Source organism: Litoribrevibacter albus, from assembly GCF_030159995.1.
Classification (GTDB): Bacteria; Pseudomonadota; Gammaproteobacteria; order Pseudomonadales; family Litoribrevibacteraceae; genus Litoribrevibacter; species Litoribrevibacter albus.
Window position 1 is genome coordinate 312,694 of sequence record NZ_BSNM01000014.1, and the last position, 18,264, is coordinate 330,957.

An 18,264-nucleotide genomic window follows, 5' to 3' on the forward strand; every position below is an offset into this window, starting at 1 on the left:
TACCGGTTACATGAAATTGCAGACAAGGATTTGTTGCAGATGACAGATAAAACGATCATGAAACCTCGTCCCGGTGGGCGAGGGGTGAGTAAACCTGCGCCTGGAAACGAGGCACCTCAGGAATCCAAACCGGAAATTAACCCTGATAAAACAGTGTTGTCTTCATTCGATAATGCAGCAGCTATCCGTCAGAAGTCTGAATCCGTCGCAATTGGAGATAATGTATTGGTGGATGAAGCCAGTACATTATTTTCTTTGATCGCCAAAATACGAAATACGCCTAAACACCATGACGTAAACGCTTTGAAACGCCAATGCATTGAGCTGATCAAAAATTATGAGCATGGCTTAAGAGCAAAATCCGTCGATGGTGAAGTTATTGAATCTGCTCGTTATTGTCTGTGTTCCTTCATTGATGAGGCAGTATTGAATACCTCATGGGGAGGACAAAGTGAATGGGGTGCAGAAAGTCTCCTATCTACCTTCCACAATGAAACCTGGGGTGGTGAATATTTCTATACCTTAATTCAGTCTAGTATTGCGAACCCAAGTCAGCATCTCCTTTTGCTTGAGCTTCAATATCTCTGTTTGTCTTTGGGTTTTAACGGCAAGATGCGAGTGGAAGAAAGAGGTGCTGAAAAACTGGAAGAGATTCGTGAACAGGCATTTCGTGCGATCCGAACTCAACGCAGTGAACATGAAAGAGCCCTTTCACCACAATGGGCTGAAAATGTCTCTAATCGTTCCATCGAACAAAAAGCCTTTCCTCTTTGGGTGTTACTTGCATTGTTTGGCGCAGTACTATTGTCTGCTTATATGCTCTTCAGATATCAGATAAACGATTATTCTGACAGTGTCTATAAAGATCTTAGTGCACTTGTTCCTTGGGTTGAGACGGAACAAAAGACTCTCACTATTAAAGACCGAGACCAGTCAATTCGTTTACGACAATTGCTCCAAACTGAGATACAGAGAGGTCTGATTGAGGTGCATGATCTGTCTGATCGAATTAGGCTTCGGATCAACTCGGAACAGCTGTTCAGTGCAAATAATGCGACTGTGAAAGAAGACTTCCAGCCGGTCATTGCGAAACTTGCTCGTTCCCTAGAATCTACTTCGGGCCGTATTCTTATTACGGCTCATACAGACGATAAAACTGTTTTTTCTAGCAAATACCCATCGAATTGGCACTTGTCTTTAGCAAGAGCAAATGCTGTTTCAGATGCGTTAGCCTCAAAAACTGATTTACATGGACGATTATGGCCTGAAGGGCGAGGTGAAGCTGAGCCGATTGCCCCGAATGATACAGATGAAAATCGACGAATGAATCGTCGTATTGAAATTGATCTGCTGCCATAAGCTGTAAATGAAGGAATATAGAAATGTCTCTCAAAGGAATTGTTAAACGCTCAGGCGCGATACTATCTTCGCGCTGGGTTGTTACTACATTAGGCTTGGTTGCTCTGGCTATTTTGTTATGGTTTGGTGGCCCACTAATAGCGATTGCAGGCTCGGAACCCTTGGCTAGTCCCGTTGTAAGGTTACTAATCATCTTACTTATTGCCATTGGCTGGGGAGTTAGTAATTACCTGTCCATAAATCGCAAAAAAATGCAGAACAAAGAGGCTGTAAATAGTCTCCTGAACGGAGATGAAGATCAGCAGCAGGACGCTGTCGCTCAGCGTGATATCGAGATTCTTCGAAAAAGAATGCAGCAGGCATTGGAGATTCTCAAGAGCTCCAAGTTCAGTAAAGGACGAGATGTAAACCAACTGCCTTGGTATATGTTGATTGGCCCTCCTGGTTCAGGTAAAACAACCGCGCTTCATAATTCAGGGCTTGAATTCCCACTTAAGGAATCTATGGGTGTAGATTCTATTGAAGGTATTGGTGGCACCCGTCAATGTGACTGGTGGTTTACAAACAAAGCCGTCTTAATTGATACGGCTGGTCGATATACCACTCAGGACAGTCATGTTGCACAAGATTCCCAGGCTTGGCAGGGATTTTTAGGGTTACTTAGAAAGTATCGCCCTCAGCGCCCAATCAATGGCGTCCTAATGTTTGTCAGTATGGCAGACCTGCTTACTCAAACTAAAACAGAACGTAATATCCATGCACGAGCTATCAAACAACGTGTTCAAGAGCTGCAGAACCAGCTTGGCATGATGTTCCCGGTTTATGTTGTGTTCACCAAAGCGGACCTTATTGCTGGCTTTAGTGAGTTTTTTGATGATTTATCAAAAGAGGAGATGGAGCAGGTTTGGGGTATGACATTTGAAACCCTAGCCGAAGACCCTGAGAAAGGCGTTGTCTCTAACTTTAATAAAGAGTTTCATTCGATCGTTCAGCGTTTAAATCAACGAATGAACTCTCGTTTGCAGTTTGAACATGATTTGGAACGCAGAACACTGATCTATGAGTTTCCAAAACAACTCAGATTGTTACAGTCAGCTGCAGATGATTTCTTAAAAGAGATTTTCTCTCCGAATGCCTTTGAACAATCCCCGATGTTACGTGGCGTATATATCGCAAGTGCTACTCAGGAAGGCGTACCCATTGATCGGGTTATGACTCAAATAGGTAGCGGGTTTGGCTTATCAGAGCCGGCATTGCGCCGACAAACTGGCGAAGGGAAAGGCTACTTCATCAAACGTCTTCTGGAAGATGTTGTTTTCCCTGAGCAAAGTCTTGCCTCTGTAAATCAGTTTCATGAAAAGAAACACCGTTGGATTAGGCAAGGTACCTTAGCACTCGCTTCAGCGGCCTCTTTGATTCTGCTAGCACTTTGGTTCTCTAGTTATCAATGGAATAAAGAACTCACAGACAGCAGTGCTGAAGCGATAGCGCTATACAAAGATGTAACTGGTGGTGAGCTCACTTCAGATAATGATATTGTTTCGATGACAACCGCGTTGACTATTTTACGCGATATGCCCGCTGGCTTTTCGAACGCAATCCCTGAGGATGGGCCTAAGAACATGGGGCTCTATCAGGGTGAAAAATTGGGTCAGCCTGCATCTGCTGCTTACTCAAGAGCTCTTAATAGCCACTTAACCAGTTATTTAGTGAATGCACTACAAACTGAAATGGTTGTTAACTCTGATCATCGCGATTACCTCTATGAGACATTGAAGTCGTACTTGATGTTGTTTATGCCGGAGCACTTTGATGGTCCGCAAGTCCGTTCGTGGTTTGCTCTGTATTTCGAACGTAAGCTTCCAGGTGATATCAATAAAGAGATTAGGGATGAATTGTCTCAGCACTTAGATAATCTCCTACAGCAAGGTATTCGCGCACAGATTGATCATCAAACCGTAGCGGATGCACGCCAGCTATTAATGGCAACCCCGTTGGCTGAAAGAGCGTATCAAAGACTTCGTAGCGAATTTATTCAGAGTCACATTCCTGACTTTAGACTAAATGATGTCTTAGGCTCAGACAGTATGGGGGTGATACGCCGCAAGAGTGGAGTGCCATTGCATGAAGGTATCCCTGGGCTATACACATACAAAGGGTTTCATGGGATTTTTCTTGTTGAAAATAGCCGGATCATTAAGCGTTTGATGGAAGACAGTTGGGTTTATGGTGACGATCTTGATTTTATTAATGGTGAGGTCGTGTCCAGCTTAGAGAAGCAAGTCCAAGAGAAGTACATCAGGGATTACGTCTATGCTTGGCAGGATTTCTTGAGCGATATTGAAGTGAGACCTATCACCAGTGTGGATCAGGGCTTATATATCACCAAAATTTTGGCTGGTCCTGAACAACCGATTCAGAGCATCATCAATGCAGCCCAAACCAACTTACATTTGACTAAATTGCCGTTGTCAGAAAATGCTAAAGCGGCAGCGGATCTGGCGGGGAACGCTGCTGATGTTGCTTTATCACAGAAGAAGTCGAGATTAAGTCGTTTGTTGCCTGATGAAATACCAAGTGTCGAAATTGAGCTACCAGGTAAAGAAGTTGAGAATGTTTTTAAAGATTATTTGAAAGTTGCACCGGCCCAGTTGGATCAAATCTCAGCGTCCATGCGCAAGCTTTATCTATATATCGAACAATTATCTGTACCTGGTGCTATGCCGAGTGAGGCTTATGTTCATCAGTTGAACAGTAAGAAAGGGGACGAGTTAAAGATCGAGCTACGTCGATTAAAGAAAGATCTTCCTGATCCAATTTCGGAATGGCTATCGGACTTGTCTCGTCAAACTACACAGATCTTTGCCCAAGGCACTAAAGAACACATTAATGAAGCTTGGGAAACGATTGTTGTGTCTGAGTATCTTCGTGCATTGAAAGGTCGCTATCCTCTGAATAAGAACAGCTCAAAAGACGTTAAGTTGAAAGATTTTGAGAAGTTCTTTGGTTACGGTGGCACCATGGATAAATTCTTCAATGACTATCTTGCTCGCTTTGTGAATACCAGAAAATCTCCATGGACATTCAAGCGAAATGTCGGCTTAAGCTCTGATGCGCTTGATATTTTCCAACGTGCAGAAAAAATTCGGAAGGCCTTCTTTGAACCAGGAAGTAGGACGCTAAAAATCGAGTTTGGCCTGAAACCTGTATTCCTGGATCGTAATATTTCACATTTCATGTTCGAAGTGGATGGTCAGGAGTTGTCTTATCGTCATGGTCCTACGCGTACCAAACAGTTTGTATGGCCTGGTGAGAGAGAGCTATTGCAGACGCGAATGATATTTACGCCACCAAATGGCGGATTACCTGTGAATACCACGTTTGACGGTGCTTGGTCATGGTTCAGACTGTTAGATGATGCAGCGAAAGCAAGACCAAAAACTAAGAAAGATAAAGTCCTGCATTTAGCAGCCCAAGGGAATAATGCTCGAATAGAGCTATTACCGAACAGTGCATTAAGTCCTTTCTGGAATCGTGATTTGGAGAAGTTTAGATGCCCGATGGTTCTGTAGGTGCAAGTGTTGGAATCTGCGGGAAGATTCCTTCCCGTGGAGACTTTCTTTCTCAGGGTTTACCCGTAGGGTTTATCGATAGTTGGAATGAGTGGTTACAAGCGGTTTTGGCTGTTAGCAAAGAGCAGCTAGGAGGAGACTGGTTAGAGCGGTATCTAACCAGTCCTATCTGGCACTTTGCTTTATCCAGTCGAGTTTGCGGTGAATCTGCTATGGCTGGGACATTCATTCCGAGTGTTGATCAGGTAGGGCGGCATTATCCCTTTGCTGTCGTTAAAGAGGTGACTCAAACTCCAATTCAGGTTTGGTCCGAATCCGAGTGGTCAGAGAAGTTAGAACCCTGGATTTTAGCAAGTTTGGATGACGACTTTTATTTAGAGCCTTGGCTGGAAATGTTAGCCAAGGAGGATATGTCCTGGCCTAGCCAGGCCAAAATGATGGCCTCTGTCACTCCAAACGAAAGATCCATTAGGGGACAGGTAATTGAGGCGCATGCTGAAGGCTCTTTGTCCCCGTTGGGATTACTTCATCAGAGCTATTGTGATCTTTATGGACGATATTGTTTGTGGTGGACTCAAGGCTCTAATGAAGTTGATCCTTGTTTACTTGTGACCAATGGACTTCCTCAGGTAAGCCAATTTAGTGCAATGCTGGATGGAAACTGGGATCGATGGGGTTGGACAAAGAAACAAATTCTTTGTTGAGAATGCAGTATTTAATCAGGGAATAGAATATTTATGCAGATTGTTTCTCATGCACAAACTCACGTTGGGCTTATCCGCCAAGTAAACGAAGACGCATGTCTTGAGCTGCCAGAACAGGGGATTTGGGCTGTGGCTGATGGCATGGGTGGGCATGCGGCTGGCGATGTGGCCAGCCAATTAGTGTTGGACTCGATTCGAAGTGCAGTAGTTGGTCGCAGTAATGAAGAAATATCCAAAGAACTGTTAATACGCACACTCGAGGAAGCCAACAGTTCATTGCAGTCGTACAGTAGAAATCAATTAGAAGGAAACACAGCTGGAACAACCGTGGTAGTTCTGTTTCTGGAAAAACAACAATTTCACTTACTGTGGGTCGGTGATAGTAGGGGATATTTGTTACGCAATGAGAACCTTAAACAGACCACCAGGGATCATAGTCAGGTTTCTGAAATGGTCGAGCAGGGACTGATCAGTGAAGAGGAAGCTGAGCACCATGAGTGTGCTAATGTAATTACCCGGGCAATCGGTGTTGAGCCTGATGTTGCTGTTGATATTATCAGTGGCGAGTGTTCGCCTGGTGATATTTTTCTACTTTGCACTGACGGCTTAAATAAAGAGCTACCTGATGTAGAGATAGCTCGTTACCTGAAAAATGCGGATGTGATGGAAGCGGGAATGGCCTTGTTGCATTCATCTTTAGTGGCTGGAGCTAGAGATAATGTTACCTATGTAATTGTTGAGATAAAAGGATTACAAGAAGATGAAGCAGCCGACAATGAAACTGAGAAGACGATCCCAGTTTTAAATAAAATTCGCTAAGTACGTATATTGCCGATTGTAATTTAGTAACAGTTGCTTAAGATCAGCCAGACATTGCAGGAAGCAATGTTTTTTTATTAGGTGATAGTGTAATGGATTACAGTGAAGTGCTCGACATAGGTACTTTGTTAGCGCCAATTTCTGATTCGTCTCCAGTTGGCGCAGACCCAAGAGACGATATTTCCCCTACGTCCAGATATTTTACTCTGAAAGACGTACGTAATCAGGCTCGTGCGAATGAACGTGCAGCCCTTGTTGATGATGATCTTGTCTCGTCCGTGTTTAATGACTGGCGGCCAATTGCAGAGCAAATCCCGGAAGCACTCACGAACGAATGTAAGGATCTGGAATACGCTGCTTGGCTAATCGAGGCACTTTGCCGATTGGAAGGTTTTTCCGGGCTTGCTGCAGCCTTCCGTCTAACACGTGAATTAATCGAAAACTATTGGGATTCTATCTATCCTCTTCCAGACGAAGACGGCCTTGAGACTCGCATAGCGCCAATTATTGGTCTGAACGGTTATGACGGAGAGGGATCTTTAATTACTCCGATCGTAAGCATTCCAATAACTCCATCCAATGGCGAGCAAGCTTATGCAACGTGGCAATATACTCGAGCAGCTGAGATTGCGCTGCTGGATGAAGAGAAACAACGCCAAAAAGCTGATTCTGGCATTGCTACGCTAGAAGAGATCGAATCGGTTATCAAAGAAACACCCATCGACTTTTATCAGAATCTGGTTGCCGATCTACAATCCGCAATTGATGAATTCAAACTGCTGTCCGATGCAATGGACGCAGCAATGTCCGGAACACCACAACCTACCAGTATGATCAGTAAAAGCCTTGCCAAATGTTATGAGGCAATACGCTACTTTGTAGGTGACCGTCTTGATCAGGCAGTAGCAGAAAACGAAGAGAGTTTAGAAGTAGTTGAGGATGAAGACGGAGACGCTTCCAGTGCTGGTACTGTTGTTTCCCAAGTTCCAAAGAAACTTGAAACAAGAGATCAAGCTATCCGTATGCTGAAAGAAGTATCCGACTTCTTTCATAAAACCGAGCCTCATTCACCTATGCCATATGCAATTGACCAAGTGGTTCGTTGGAGTGGCCTAAGTTTGCCGGAATTATTGCAAGAATTAATCGATGATGGTGGTTCCAGGAATCAGTATTTTCGTCTCACAGGTATTCCTGTTGGGGAATAGGATAAACAGCTTAATTTTTAACTGAAGGATTAGGCCTTAATTGAAAGGAGATCAATATGGAAAGTGTCCACAATAAGCTATCAAGGGTTCGCAAACCCAGAGTTCATATTACTTATGACGTAGAAACAGAAGGTGCAGCAGTCAAGAAAGAACTGCCTTTCGTTGTAGGTGTAATGGGGGATTTTGCAGGTCAAAATACCGAAGCATTGAAGCCTCTTAAAGAACGTCGTTTTGTTCAGATCGACCGTGATAATTTTGATGATGTGCTTAAGCGTATGAATCCTAAGTTATCATTCAAGGTTAATAACAAACTGGCCGGTGATGACAGTCAGTTCACTGTGGATCTTGAATTCAAATCAATGCAGGACTTCGAGCCAGCAGCAGTTGTTAGACAGATCGAGCCATTAGATAAACTCATGGCAACACGTAATAAACTACGTGATTTGATGACGAAGGTAGATCGCTCTGAAGACCTGGAAGATATTCTAGAGCGTGTGTTAAACAACACTGGTGACTTACAGCAGTTGGCCAATGAGCTGAATGTAGAGGAGAACTAAGATGAGCACGGAAGCAGTCGCAGATACTCTTGATGCAACAACCGAAGAAGCAGGCTCGTTATTAGAACAAGCCATCGGTGCCACAAAGCAAACTGAAAGTACACGCGCAGAAGAATTGCTAAGAACGCTTACTGAAGAAGCATTAAATGGAACGGTTACCTGGAATAAAAACCTGTCCATTACTTTTAATGATGCAATTAGCAAAATTGATAGACTAATTTCAGAGCAGCTTTCAGAAGTCATGCATACACCTGAGTTTCAAAAACTTGAAGGTAGCTGGCGTGGCTTGAATCACTTGGTAATGAACTCAGAAACCAGTGCTTCGTTGAAAATTCGCATGATCAGCTTAAGCAAAAAAGAGCTGTCGAAAGATTTGAGTAAAGCGGTTGAGTTTGACCAAAGCCAGATTTTCAAAAAAGTTTACGAATCTGAATTTGGTACTCCAGGTGGTGAACCATACGGCACTATCATCGGGGATTATGAGTTCACTAACCACCCAGAAGACATCGAAACATTAACGAATATGTCTAATGTCGCTGCATCAGGCTTCTGCCCATTTATTTCTGCAGCATCTCCGGCTTTGTTTGGTTTTGATGAGTGGACGGAATTAAGTAAGCCTCGCGACCTTGAGAAAGTATTTGAATCTCTAGAGTACACAAAATGGCGTTCATTCCGTGAAAGTGATGATTCACGCTTTGTTACATTAACCATGCCTCGAGTTCTGGCCCGTCTTCCTTATGGTCAAGCAACCAGCCCTGTGGAAGAATTTGGGTTTGAAGAGTTTGAAGTTGATGAGAAGACTAAAGTTTCTATCACGGCTAAGCATGCTGACTATTGCTGGATGAACTCCTCATATGTGATGGGCGCTCGTATGACGGACGCTTATTCTAAATACGGATTCTGTACTGCAATTCGTGGTGCTGAAGGTGGTGGTCGAGTGGACAATTTGCCGAGCCATATCTTTACAAGTGATGATGGTGATCCGGATCTTAAGTGTCCTACAGAAATTGGTATTACTGATCGTCGTGAAGCAGAACTTGGAAAACTAGGATTCTTACCTTTGTGCCACTATAAAAACACTGATTACGCTGTGTTCTTTGGTGCGCAAACCACTCAGAAACCAAAGCAGTATGACTCGCCAGAGGCCACTGCGAACGCTGCAATCTCATCACGTTTACCGTATTTGATGGCTACCAGCCGCTTTGCCCATTATCTAAAAGTAATGGCAAGAGACAAGATTGGTAGTTTCATGGAAGCAGAAGATGTTGAATCATGGTTAAACCGTTGGATTCTTAGTTATGTAAACGCTTCTGAAGGTGGTGGTCAGGAAATCCGTGCTAAATACCCACTTGCGGATGCGAAAGTACAGGTTAAAGAAATTCCTGGTTCACCAGGCTCTTACAATGCAGTTGCATGGTTAAGACCTTGGTTGCAAATGGAAGAACTTACAACCTCTTTGCGTTTGGTAGCTAAAATCCCGGAAATTGGTGGATAAGATATAGGTTTGTGTTACGAATCTTTAGGTTCGTACACACCTGATACCATCTTCACTTCCTTCATTGATACAAGTAATTGAACAGGATGTTCATAAGCTTGTATCAATGTTATCTATTTCTATTTGGTGTTAGTACTAGTGCTGGCTATTCAGCCTAAACTACGACTAAAGACAAGGATCAGTCTGAAGTAATGTTAAGCGCACTTAATTTTGTTGAGTCAGATGTTTTTCATAGTGACCCTAATGAGTTCACTAATGAAAGCCATTGTAAAGATTCAACACGATACACCAATAGCCAAAAGCTGGAGCGATTCTTAGGTGAAAAGCAACCAGTTAAGGCTCTTCTATATTGGTTGGAGTACATCGAACAAGGGAGTTCGGGTAACTCCAAAGAGAAGATTCTGCCAATATTATCTCGTGCGATTGCTGAGATAGATAATCTCATCAATCAACAAGTGAATGACATTATTCACCATTCTTCATTTCAGCAATTAGAAGCAAGTTGGCGAGGCCTCTTGTATCTTGCTGAGCAGACCGATGTTCATGATAGAGAGCAAAAAGTTAAGCTCAAATTGCTTTCTTTATCCTGGCGAGAGTTGAGCAAAGACATTAGTCGTGCCATCGATTTCGATCAAAGCGAATTTTTTAAGCTCATTTATGGAAGTGAGTTTGATATTGCGGGTGGTGAACCTTTTGGTGTTCTTATCGGTGACTATCAAATAAGCCACCGACCAAAACAGGGAAGCACCTCTAACGACATTGATATCCTAAAAGATATTGCTAGAACATCTGCAGCGGCATTTGCTCCATTTATTACATCGGCACATCCATCGCTATTTGGTGTCGATCACTTCTCCGAATTAGGTCTGGTAACGGATATTACAAACCACTTCCAGCAAATTGAATATATTAAGTGGCGATCTTTGAGGAGTATGGAAGACTCCAAATTCCTCGGAATTACGGCGCCTCAAATATTAATGAGAGCGCCTTACCTGGATGATGGCTCAAGAAACGAGCATTTTAAATTCAAAGAACATCTTGATCATTCTGAGCAAAACTACCTTTGGGGTAATTCGGCATATGCCTTTGCCGCAGTGCTTGTACGTGCTTTCAGTGAATCCGGTTGGTTTGGCCAAATACGAGGGTTAAAAGCGGGTCAATATAACCATGGAATCGTGACAGATTTGCCTGTTAGTCAGTATGAAACAACCAAGTATCAGCCGTACTTTAAGCCATCAGTCAATGTATTAGTTGGTGATAGATTAGAGTCAGAGCTTTCTGATAATGGATTCATCCCACTATCAGCCATCCCTTATTCAGAGCATTGTGCCTTTTTCAGCAATGCTTCGGTTCAGTCTCCACCGACATTTGATAAAGCAGTTGCAAATGTAAATGCGCGTCTTTCATCCATGCTTCAATACATTATGTGTGTCTCTCGTTTTGCCCATTACATCAAAGTAATGGGCCGCGAGAAGGTGGGCAGTTTTCAATCAGCCCAGTCATGTGAAAGAGAATTACAGCGTTGGCTTCATGGTTATACAACTGCATCCGATAGTGCTTCTGAAGAGGTAAGGGCGCGCTATCCGCTTCATGAGGCTCAGATTCAGGTTCGTGAAATTCGCGGCCAGCCAGGGCGGTATTTTTCGATTATGAAGCTTCAACCTCATTTTCAACTGGATCAAATGGTCTCAAGCATAAAGTTGGTGACAGAGTTATCACCTAAGTATCAGTCAACAATATAGGGAAATATGATGAAAAAGATTAAGGAATTGATTCAAGCCGGCGCTCTAAGCGAAGCGAGTGAACAACTGGAGATGCAACTGAAAGATGATCCGTTGAATGTTGATATGCGAGCATCGTATGTTGAGCTTCTTTGTGTCAAAGGCGACCTCGAAAAAGCTGATTCACAATTGGACATGATGGTTCGCCAGAATCCGGATTTCCTGGTTGGAGCAGTGAATCTTCGTCAGTTGATTCGAGCGATGCAATCAAGATTGGATTTTTATAATGGTGCTGATACAGCTTCAATCTTTTGTGAAGCGGATGAAGAACTTCAAACACTATTGAAGCTTCGTTTAGCTATTAAGGATAACCAGTTTGCTGAAGCGGAAGCTTTGGCTGCTGAACTAGAAAAGACTAGGAAGCCTACATCCATTGTTATCAATGGCAAGACCGTTGCTGATATTCGTGATATCGATGACTCCCTGTGTGGCTATGTTGAGTTATTTGGTACGGATGGGAAGTATTACCTGGCTAAGTTCTCAGAATTGGAGCTACTTGATGTTAAGCAACCAGAATCGCTTCTTGAACTGACATTGCGTCGAGTTGAGGTAAATATAAAGAATGGCCCAAGTGGTGAAGCTTTCTTACCGATCGTATACGCAGATAGTACAACTGAAGCTGAACGTCTTGGCCGAGAAAGCGATTGGAATGAGCTTGCACCGCAATTATTTACCGGGCTCGGGCAAAAAATGTGGTTAGCTGACGATCAGGCTTTAGCTATTTCAGATATCCAAAGTGTCTGTTCATTCGAGCAGGCTGACACAAAGACGGATGAACAACAGGCAATAGCATAACCGGGTTTCTTACTGTGAATAGTAAACAACCTCTTCAGTTGTCGATTCTTGATCGTCTAATGGACGAATCCCCTGAGCTTGGGGATTCTCCCAAAATGCGTCGAGGCGGAGACATCAAAATGATTCGTCAAAGTGTTCGAAGAGATTTAGAAAACCTTTTGAACGCAAAAGTCCAATGGCATGTGTGGCCCGAGTCCTACAAAGAACTTGATAAAAGCTTATTGAGTTACGGTCTCCCAGACTTTTCAAGCATGGCAATGGACTCATTAGATGGCAGACAAGCCTTATGCCGACGCATAGAAGAAACCATACGGCGTTTTGAACCTCGATTTATCGATGTTGAAGTAACGCTATTAGATGAAGAACAGCCTCTGGATCGAGTTCTTAAAATACGAATTGATGCATTACTTTATGCGGACCCAGTACCTGAGCCAATTACATTCGACTCTGAAATTGAGCCAGTACATTTAGGATTGAAAGTGACGGATTCTCTGATATGAATGATGAGTTTTTGAAGTATTACAACAGAGAGCTTACCTACATAAGAAGGTTAGGGGCCGATTTCGCTGAAAAGTACCCTAAGATTGCAGGGCGTTTGAAGATAAGTGATGAAACAATCGAAGATCCACATGTGTCACGCCTTGTCGAGTCGTTCTCCTTTCTGACGGCACAAATCCGCCAAAAACTGGATGACAGCTTTCCTGAGCTTACCGATGCATTACTTGGACAACTGTATCCAGATTATCAGGCCCCAATTCCGTCAATGGCCATTGTAAAAATGACCACACAGAATTTATCTACGGACGGGTATTTTTTAAAAAAAGGCAACGAAATAGAAACACTTGTTGATGGGTTAAAATCCTGTACCTTCGAAACCTGTTATGACACGAAACTTTGGCCTGTTGATGTGACCGAGGCAGAGTTTAAAAATGCTCCCTTTAATGCACCAAAATCCAATTCTAAGACGCCTGCAAAAGCTGTTGTAAAACTCAATCTTGCCTGTGAATTCGATAATACTGAATTCGGTGAGCTAGGGATGGAATCGCTACGATTCTACCTTAATGGGCAAAAACACCATGTATATCCTCTGTACGAGCTAATTTGTAGACATACACTTGAGATTGGGATTGCGCCTAAGGGTGAGCCTGAGAAAATGCGACGTTTGCTTCCTCGTCACTTGACTCCTGTTGGATTTGATGACGATCAGCAGGTGCTGCCGTACTCGAACAGAAGTCTTCCAGGCTATCGTTTACTTGCAGAACAATTCTTATTTCCCGAGAAGTTCCTGTTTTTTGAATTAAAAGATCTAGACCCTAGATGGCAAGGGATTAAAGACCAGCTTGAAATTTATTTATATCTTGCTGAAGGCTCAGAAGAACTGGAACGCCATGTTACTGCGGATAACCTTTTGTTAGGTTGTACGCCTGTGATCAATTTATTTAAACAAAACCTTGAGCCTATTCGCTTGGAACCCTCCCAGTACGAATATCGATTGGTACCGCATTATCAGGATGCTGATGTATGTGAAGTGATTTCTTTGGTAGACGTAGACGCTTTTGATCCCTATGGAAATAAAGTAAAGCTCAATCCGTTTTATGCTCAAGGTCATCCAAACTATTTGGAACAAGACCAGCTGTTTTGGCATACACGACGTGAGTTTTCTGATTGGGCCGGTGGCTATTCTGAATCAGGGACTGAAGTTTTTCTGTCGATTGTTGATCGGAAATTCAAAGGTACCAGTGCTCAAGATCAGGATCAAAAATGGGTTATTCAATCCACTGCTCTATGTAGTAACAGAAATCTGCCTTCTCATCTTCCATTCGGTGGTGGCGAACCAAGAATGGCGGTAAAAGAACATGCAGATTTAATTAAGGAAGTTCGCTGCCTAAGCGCCCCAAGTGCAACGGTTCGGCCAGCGCTTCATGAAAATACGCGCTGGCAGTTGGTTAACCATCTTAGTCTGAATCATTTCACAGGAGAGGGCGCGTTAGACCGGCTTAAAGAGACTTTACGATTGTATGACTTTAAGTGCGCCCCTGAAAATAAAGCCCTGATTGATGGCATCTCAGCATTGGAAATTACTCCAGGAACTGCGCGGGTTAATCAAAACGGCAGAGTTGCTATTTGCTCGGGGAGTAACATTCTTGTTGAGTTTACCGAGTCAGCTTTCGCAGGTAGTGGTATTTATTTCTTTTCATGTATTTTAGATGCGTTTTTTTCTCAGTATGCGGCCATCAACAGCTTTACCCGGTTGGCGGTTAAATTCAGAGGGCAAGATAACCTATATCATGAATGGGACGCTCGTATTGGCAGGAGACCATTGCTGTGAGTATTGAGCAGTTAACACAAGAACCTGCGCTTTTTGACTTCTATCAAGCAGTGTATTTAGTTGAAAGACAATTATCCCCTGAGGATAAAGAATGGCTCGGTGTTGGAATGGACAGCTTCCCCAGCAAAGAGGTAGTGCGCTTTAAAAGCGCTCAACATCTTGGGTTTCCGGGAATGCCAATTAGCAAAGCAGAGATCTCTGGCCAAGAAGAAAACCTAACTTCGGTAAATATGCATGTCAGTTTCATGGGACTCACCGGGCCGAGTGGCATATTACCCAGACACTATAGCGAGTTATTGCTCAGGTGTATTAAGAACCGTGATACGGCTATGCGGGATTTTTTTGATCTCTTTAATCATCGTCTTATATCCCTGAATTATCGTGCCTGGAAAAAATACCGAATGGCGACCCACTATGAACAAGGTGGTTCTAGCCTTTCAGATGCGTACAGCAAGGTACTTGTTGCATTGACGGGTGGCGAAAATACTCTGCATATTCATTATGGCGGCTTATTCAATAAATCGAACCGCTCTGCAGAGGGCTTACGTTGCATGCTTAAAGATCTTCTGGGGTGTTCGGTAGAAATACAAGAGCTTCAAGGTAAATGGATCAGCTTATCTGAAAAAGATCAAACAAAACTATCATCTTGCGAGAACCCTGAAGGGCAATTTTCTCGGTTAGGTTGTGAAGCAACCTTAGGTGGCAAAGTGTGGGACATTTCCTCTGCGATTGAAGTGGTCATAACACCTCATACGTCTGCTCAAATAAAAAATTTGAGACCTGGAACGAAACTTCATCAAGGTATCAAAGACTTGATAACAAACTATGTCGATTCAGGTATTCAGGTTAAGTTGAAACTTCAGACAAAATTGAAGGATCTTCCAAGATCTGAGTTGGGTTGTGGCAACGTATCTTTAGGTCAATCGGCACGATTAAGTCATAGGCCGGATCAGAATCAACAATTCATAACCATTTAAATCATTAATTTCTAATTTACTAACCAAGGAAGCAGTTAGCGAAAGGACGCAGTAATGACAACGACAACGTTAAAAAGCCTTGTAAACAGGCTCAATACACCATGTAGAAATACTCTAGAAGCGGCAACCTCTTTATGTCAATCACGCAGCCATTTCACCGTTGAAATTGACCATTGGCTGGCGGCCATGCTTGAACAAGATCTTGGTGATTTGAAAATCATTTGTGGTTCATTTGGTGCGAATAGAGACGAGTTGATTGCAGAGCTACAATCAGCTTTAGAACAGCAAAAGTCAGGAAACAACTCTCTGCCAAGTATTTCACTTCAAGTGGTGAACTTGCTGAGGCAAGCTTGGTTAGACGCCAGTATTTTATTTGGTGATCAACAAATTCGCTCAGCCCATTTGCTATACACCTTATTGAAAGATGAGTCCTTGGCGGTATGGGTGAACCGCAGATCAAAGCAACTCCAAAAAATTGATCCTGACCAGTTACTGCAAGCCTGGCCGAACCTTCAAAAAGACTCCGACGAACAGGGGCATGTGGGTAATCAAACGTCCGTATCGTCAGGTCCTTCAAGTACTAACGCACTAGACCAGTTCACCATTGATCTAACGGAGCAGGCAAGAGCTGGAAAAATTGATCCAATTCTTGGGAGAGACAACGAAATTCGTCAAATGGCGGATATTCTTACTCGAAGACGCCAAAATAACCCAATTCTTACTGGTGAGGCAGGTGTTGGTAAAACAGCGGTTGTTGAAGGGCTTGCGTTAAGAATTGCTGAGGGTGATGTACCAGATAAACTTAAGAATGTCGCAATCCGAGTATTGGACTTAGCACTGCTTCAAGCAGGGGCTGGCATGAAAGGAGAGTTTGAAAACAGACTCAAGCAGGTCATCAAAGAAGTTTCCGGTTCAGCCGTTCCTATCATTTTATTCATTGATGAAGCGCACACAATGATTGGAAGTGGTGGTCAGGCTGGTCAAAACGATGCCGCAAACCTTTTGAAACCAGCATTGGCACGAGGCGAATTAAGAACCATTGCTGCAACCACTTGGGCTGAATACAAAAAATACTTCGAAAAAGACGCTGCGTTAACGCGCCGATTCCAGGTTGTAAAAGTAGAAGAACCGTCACCTGAAAAAGCCGTTGTTATGATGCGAGGGCTGCTTTCGGTAATGGAAACTCACCATAACGTTTCAATTTCAGATCAAGCATTGCAAGCGGCGGTCAGTTTGTCAGACCGCTACATTAATGGACGTCAATTACCTGATAAAGCAGTTGGCCTATTGGACACCGCTTGCGCTCGTGTTGCTATGAGCCAGGATGCAACCCCAGGTTTGGTAGAAGATAAGCAAAGACTGTTAGATCAAATTTCTACCGAAATAGACGTTCTAAATCGAGAGCAGCAAATCGGCGAAGATCATAGTGAGAAATTAGCAGAGCTAGCTGAACAGTCTGAAAACGTTTCACAAGAACTTCAGGCATTGCAATCGCGGTGGGATGAAGAGAAAGCGTTGGTTGCTGAAGCTCAACACATTGCATCTCAGCTTCAGAAAAAAGATGAGCAGCCTAAAGATGACTTACGAGCACGATTGGCAGAAATAAGACAGGCTTTGTCTACACAAACAGAACCTATGGTTCATTGGCAAGTTACTGAAAACCTTGTAGCTGAAGTTGTTTCTGATTGGACAGGTATTCCTCTTGGTCGTATGCAGTCTGATGAAATTCAGACAATTCTTACGCTCCAGTCACACCTGGAAGAGCGAGTTATCGGTCAGTCACACGCATTGGAATTAATTACCAAAACAGTACAAACATCGAGAGCTCATTTAGGTGATGAGAACCGTCCAAATGGCGTTTTCTTGTTAACTGGTCCAAGCGGTGTCGGTAAAACCGAAACTGCGTTGGCAATTGCTGAACAGGTTTACGGTAGTGAAGATAACATTACCGTCATCAACATGTCTGAGTTCAAAGAAGAGCATAAAGTTTCTCTCCTATTAGGATCTCCTCCAGGTTATGTTGGTTACGGTGAAGGCGGAGTCTTAACCGAAGCTGTACGTCGTAAACCTTACAGTGTTGTACTTCTGGACGAGATGGAAAAAGCTCATCCCGGTGTTCAAGATATTTTCTATCAGGTCTTTGACAAAGGCACCATCAAAGACGGGGAAGGGCGTGATATCGACTTCAGAAATACCATCATCATCATGACGTCGAATGTAGGTACAGACACAACCATGCGGTTGTTTGAAGATCCAGATACAGCGCCTTCACCTACTGGTCTAGCAAAAGCCTTGAAAAATGACCTATTAGAAGTCTTTAAGCCTGCGTTCCTTGGGCGCTTGAACGTTATTCCGTATTTGCCTCTGGATGATGAGAAGTTAAGCCTTATTGCTAATTTGCAGCTGAAACGCGTCGTGAAAAGAATGGCGAAAAGTTATCGTGTAACTTTCTCGTACTCAGAAGAAGTCGTAGCGTCAATTGTCGAACAATGTTGCGATGCTGATTCAGGAGCGCGTGTGATTCACAACATTCTACAGAATCAAATGCTTCCTGAACTCTCTGTGAAGGTGCTAGGAAGAATTGCTGACCTAGAACCATTAAATGAGGTACGGGTCACAATTGAAAATGATAATTTTGTGTTTGACCTCACATAAGTCAGTTTTAATGGTT

Annotated in this window: 13 protein-coding genes; all 13 read left to right on the plus strand. The window is 43.2% G+C overall.

Features of this window, described 5'->3' with window-relative positions; translation table 11 throughout:
* The first annotated feature begins 39 nt into the window (after nucleotides 1-39).
* The 13 genes from icmH (at nucleotide 40) to tssH (ending at nucleotide 18,248) form a co-directional block, all read left to right on the plus strand.
* Nucleotides 40-1,359 carry a type IVB secretion system protein IcmH/DotU gene (gene icmH / locus QQL66_RS11765; RefSeq protein WP_284381597.1) on the plus strand — a complete coding sequence of 440 codons (1,320 nt, stop codon included), beginning with the start codon at nucleotides 40-42 and terminating at the stop codon, nucleotides 1,357-1,359.
* A gap of 23 nt (nucleotides 1,360-1,382) precedes the next feature.
* The gene (gene tssM / locus QQL66_RS11770; RefSeq protein WP_284381599.1) at nucleotides 1,383-4,931 is read left to right on the plus strand and encodes a type VI secretion system membrane subunit TssM; all 3,549 of its coding nucleotides are present in this window, start codon (nucleotides 1,383-1,385) and stop codon (nucleotides 4,929-4,931) included.
* Nucleotides 4,913-5,635, plus strand: coding sequence for a type VI secretion system-associated protein TagF (tagF, locus tag QQL66_RS11775; protein WP_284381600.1), 723 nt, complete (start codon nucleotides 4,913-4,915; stop codon nucleotides 5,633-5,635). Before tssM ends, tagF begins: the two co-directional genes overlap by 19 nt.
* Nucleotides 5,636-5,668: 33 nt before the next feature.
* Nucleotides 5,669-6,454 carry a PP2C family protein-serine/threonine phosphatase gene (locus tag QQL66_RS11780; protein WP_284381603.1) on the plus strand — a complete coding sequence of 262 codons (786 nt, stop codon included), beginning with the start codon at nucleotides 5,669-5,671 and terminating at the stop codon, nucleotides 6,452-6,454.
* A 92-nt stretch (nucleotides 6,455-6,546) separates the two neighbouring features.
* Nucleotides 6,547-7,659, plus strand: a complete 1,113-nt coding sequence (gene tssA, locus QQL66_RS11785; RefSeq protein WP_284381604.1) for a type VI secretion system protein TssA — start codon at nucleotides 6,547-6,549, stop codon at nucleotides 7,657-7,659.
* A gap of 56 nt (nucleotides 7,660-7,715) precedes the next feature.
* Complete coding sequence (gene tssB / locus QQL66_RS11790) at nucleotides 7,716-8,216, plus strand: type VI secretion system contractile sheath small subunit (protein ID WP_284381606.1); 501 nt, start codon at nucleotides 7,716-7,718, stop codon at nucleotides 8,214-8,216.
* A 1-nt stretch (nucleotide 8,217) separates the two neighbouring features.
* Entirely contained in the window at nucleotides 8,218-9,711 is a 1,494-nt protein-coding gene (gene tssC / locus QQL66_RS11795) for a type VI secretion system contractile sheath large subunit (protein WP_284381608.1), read from the plus strand.
* Nucleotides 9,712-9,902: 191 nt separating this feature from the next.
* The gene (gene tssC / locus QQL66_RS11800; RefSeq protein ID WP_284381609.1) at nucleotides 9,903-11,453 is read left to right on the plus strand and encodes a type VI secretion system contractile sheath large subunit; all 1,551 of its coding nucleotides are present in this window, start codon (nucleotides 9,903-9,905) and stop codon (nucleotides 11,451-11,453) included.
* 9 nt (nucleotides 11,454-11,462) lie between these two features.
* Nucleotides 11,463-12,287, plus strand: a complete 825-nt coding sequence (locus QQL66_RS11805) for a type VI secretion system accessory protein TagJ (protein ID WP_284381611.1) — start codon at nucleotides 11,463-11,465, stop codon at nucleotides 12,285-12,287.
* A 14-nt stretch (nucleotides 12,288-12,301) separates the two neighbouring features.
* On the plus strand, nucleotides 12,302-12,787 hold the full coding sequence (gene tssE, locus QQL66_RS11810; protein ID WP_284381612.1) for a type VI secretion system baseplate subunit TssE: 486 nt from the start codon (nucleotides 12,302-12,304) through the stop codon (nucleotides 12,785-12,787).
* On the plus strand, nucleotides 12,784-14,616 hold the full coding sequence (gene tssF / locus QQL66_RS11815; RefSeq protein ID WP_284381614.1) for a type VI secretion system baseplate subunit TssF: 1,833 nt from the start codon (nucleotides 12,784-12,786) through the stop codon (nucleotides 14,614-14,616). The genes tssE and tssF overlap by 4 nt, the downstream gene beginning before the upstream one ends.
* Complete coding sequence (gene tssG, locus QQL66_RS11820; RefSeq protein ID WP_284381615.1) at nucleotides 14,613-15,593, plus strand: type VI secretion system baseplate subunit TssG; 981 nt, start codon at nucleotides 14,613-14,615, stop codon at nucleotides 15,591-15,593. Before tssF ends, tssG begins: the two co-directional genes overlap by 4 nt.
* A gap of 54 nt (nucleotides 15,594-15,647) precedes the next feature.
* Nucleotides 15,648-18,248: a type VI secretion system ATPase TssH gene (gene tssH / locus QQL66_RS11825; RefSeq protein WP_284381616.1), complete on the plus strand. Its 2,601-nt coding sequence runs from the start codon at nucleotides 15,648-15,650 to the stop codon at nucleotides 18,246-18,248.
* Nucleotides 18,249-18,264: the final 16 nt, after the last annotated feature.

What these genes read in the sequence shown, in the direction of transcription:
- icmH (WP_284381597.1), top strand. Translation starts at nt 40, where the DNA reads ATGACAGATAAAACGATCATGAAACCTCGTCCCGGTGGGCGAGGGGTG.
- tssM (WP_284381599.1), top strand. Translation starts at nt 1,383, where the DNA reads ATGTCTCTCAAAGGAATTGTTAAACGCTCAGGCGCGATACTATCTTCG.
- tagF (WP_284381600.1), top strand. Translation starts at nt 4,913, where the DNA reads ATGCCCGATGGTTCTGTAGGTGCAAGTGTTGGAATCTGCGGGAAGATT.
- QQL66_RS11780 (WP_284381603.1), top strand. Translation starts at nt 5,669, where the DNA reads ATGCAGATTGTTTCTCATGCACAAACTCACGTTGGGCTTATCCGCCAA.
- tssA (WP_284381604.1), top strand. Translation starts at nt 6,547, where the DNA reads ATGGATTACAGTGAAGTGCTCGACATAGGTACTTTGTTAGCGCCAATT.
- tssB (WP_284381606.1), top strand. Translation starts at nt 7,716, where the DNA reads ATGGAAAGTGTCCACAATAAGCTATCAAGGGTTCGCAAACCCAGAGTT.
- tssC (WP_284381608.1), top strand. Translation starts at nt 8,218, where the DNA reads ATGAGCACGGAAGCAGTCGCAGATACTCTTGATGCAACAACCGAAGAA.
- tssC (WP_284381609.1), top strand. Translation starts at nt 9,903, where the DNA reads ATGTTAAGCGCACTTAATTTTGTTGAGTCAGATGTTTTTCATAGTGAC.
- QQL66_RS11805 (WP_284381611.1), top strand. Translation starts at nt 11,463, where the DNA reads ATGAAAAAGATTAAGGAATTGATTCAAGCCGGCGCTCTAAGCGAAGCG.
- tssF (WP_284381614.1), top strand. Translation starts at nt 12,784, where the DNA reads ATGAATGATGAGTTTTTGAAGTATTACAACAGAGAGCTTACCTACATA.
- tssH (WP_284381616.1), top strand. Translation starts at nt 15,648, where the DNA reads ATGACAACGACAACGTTAAAAAGCCTTGTAAACAGGCTCAATACACCA.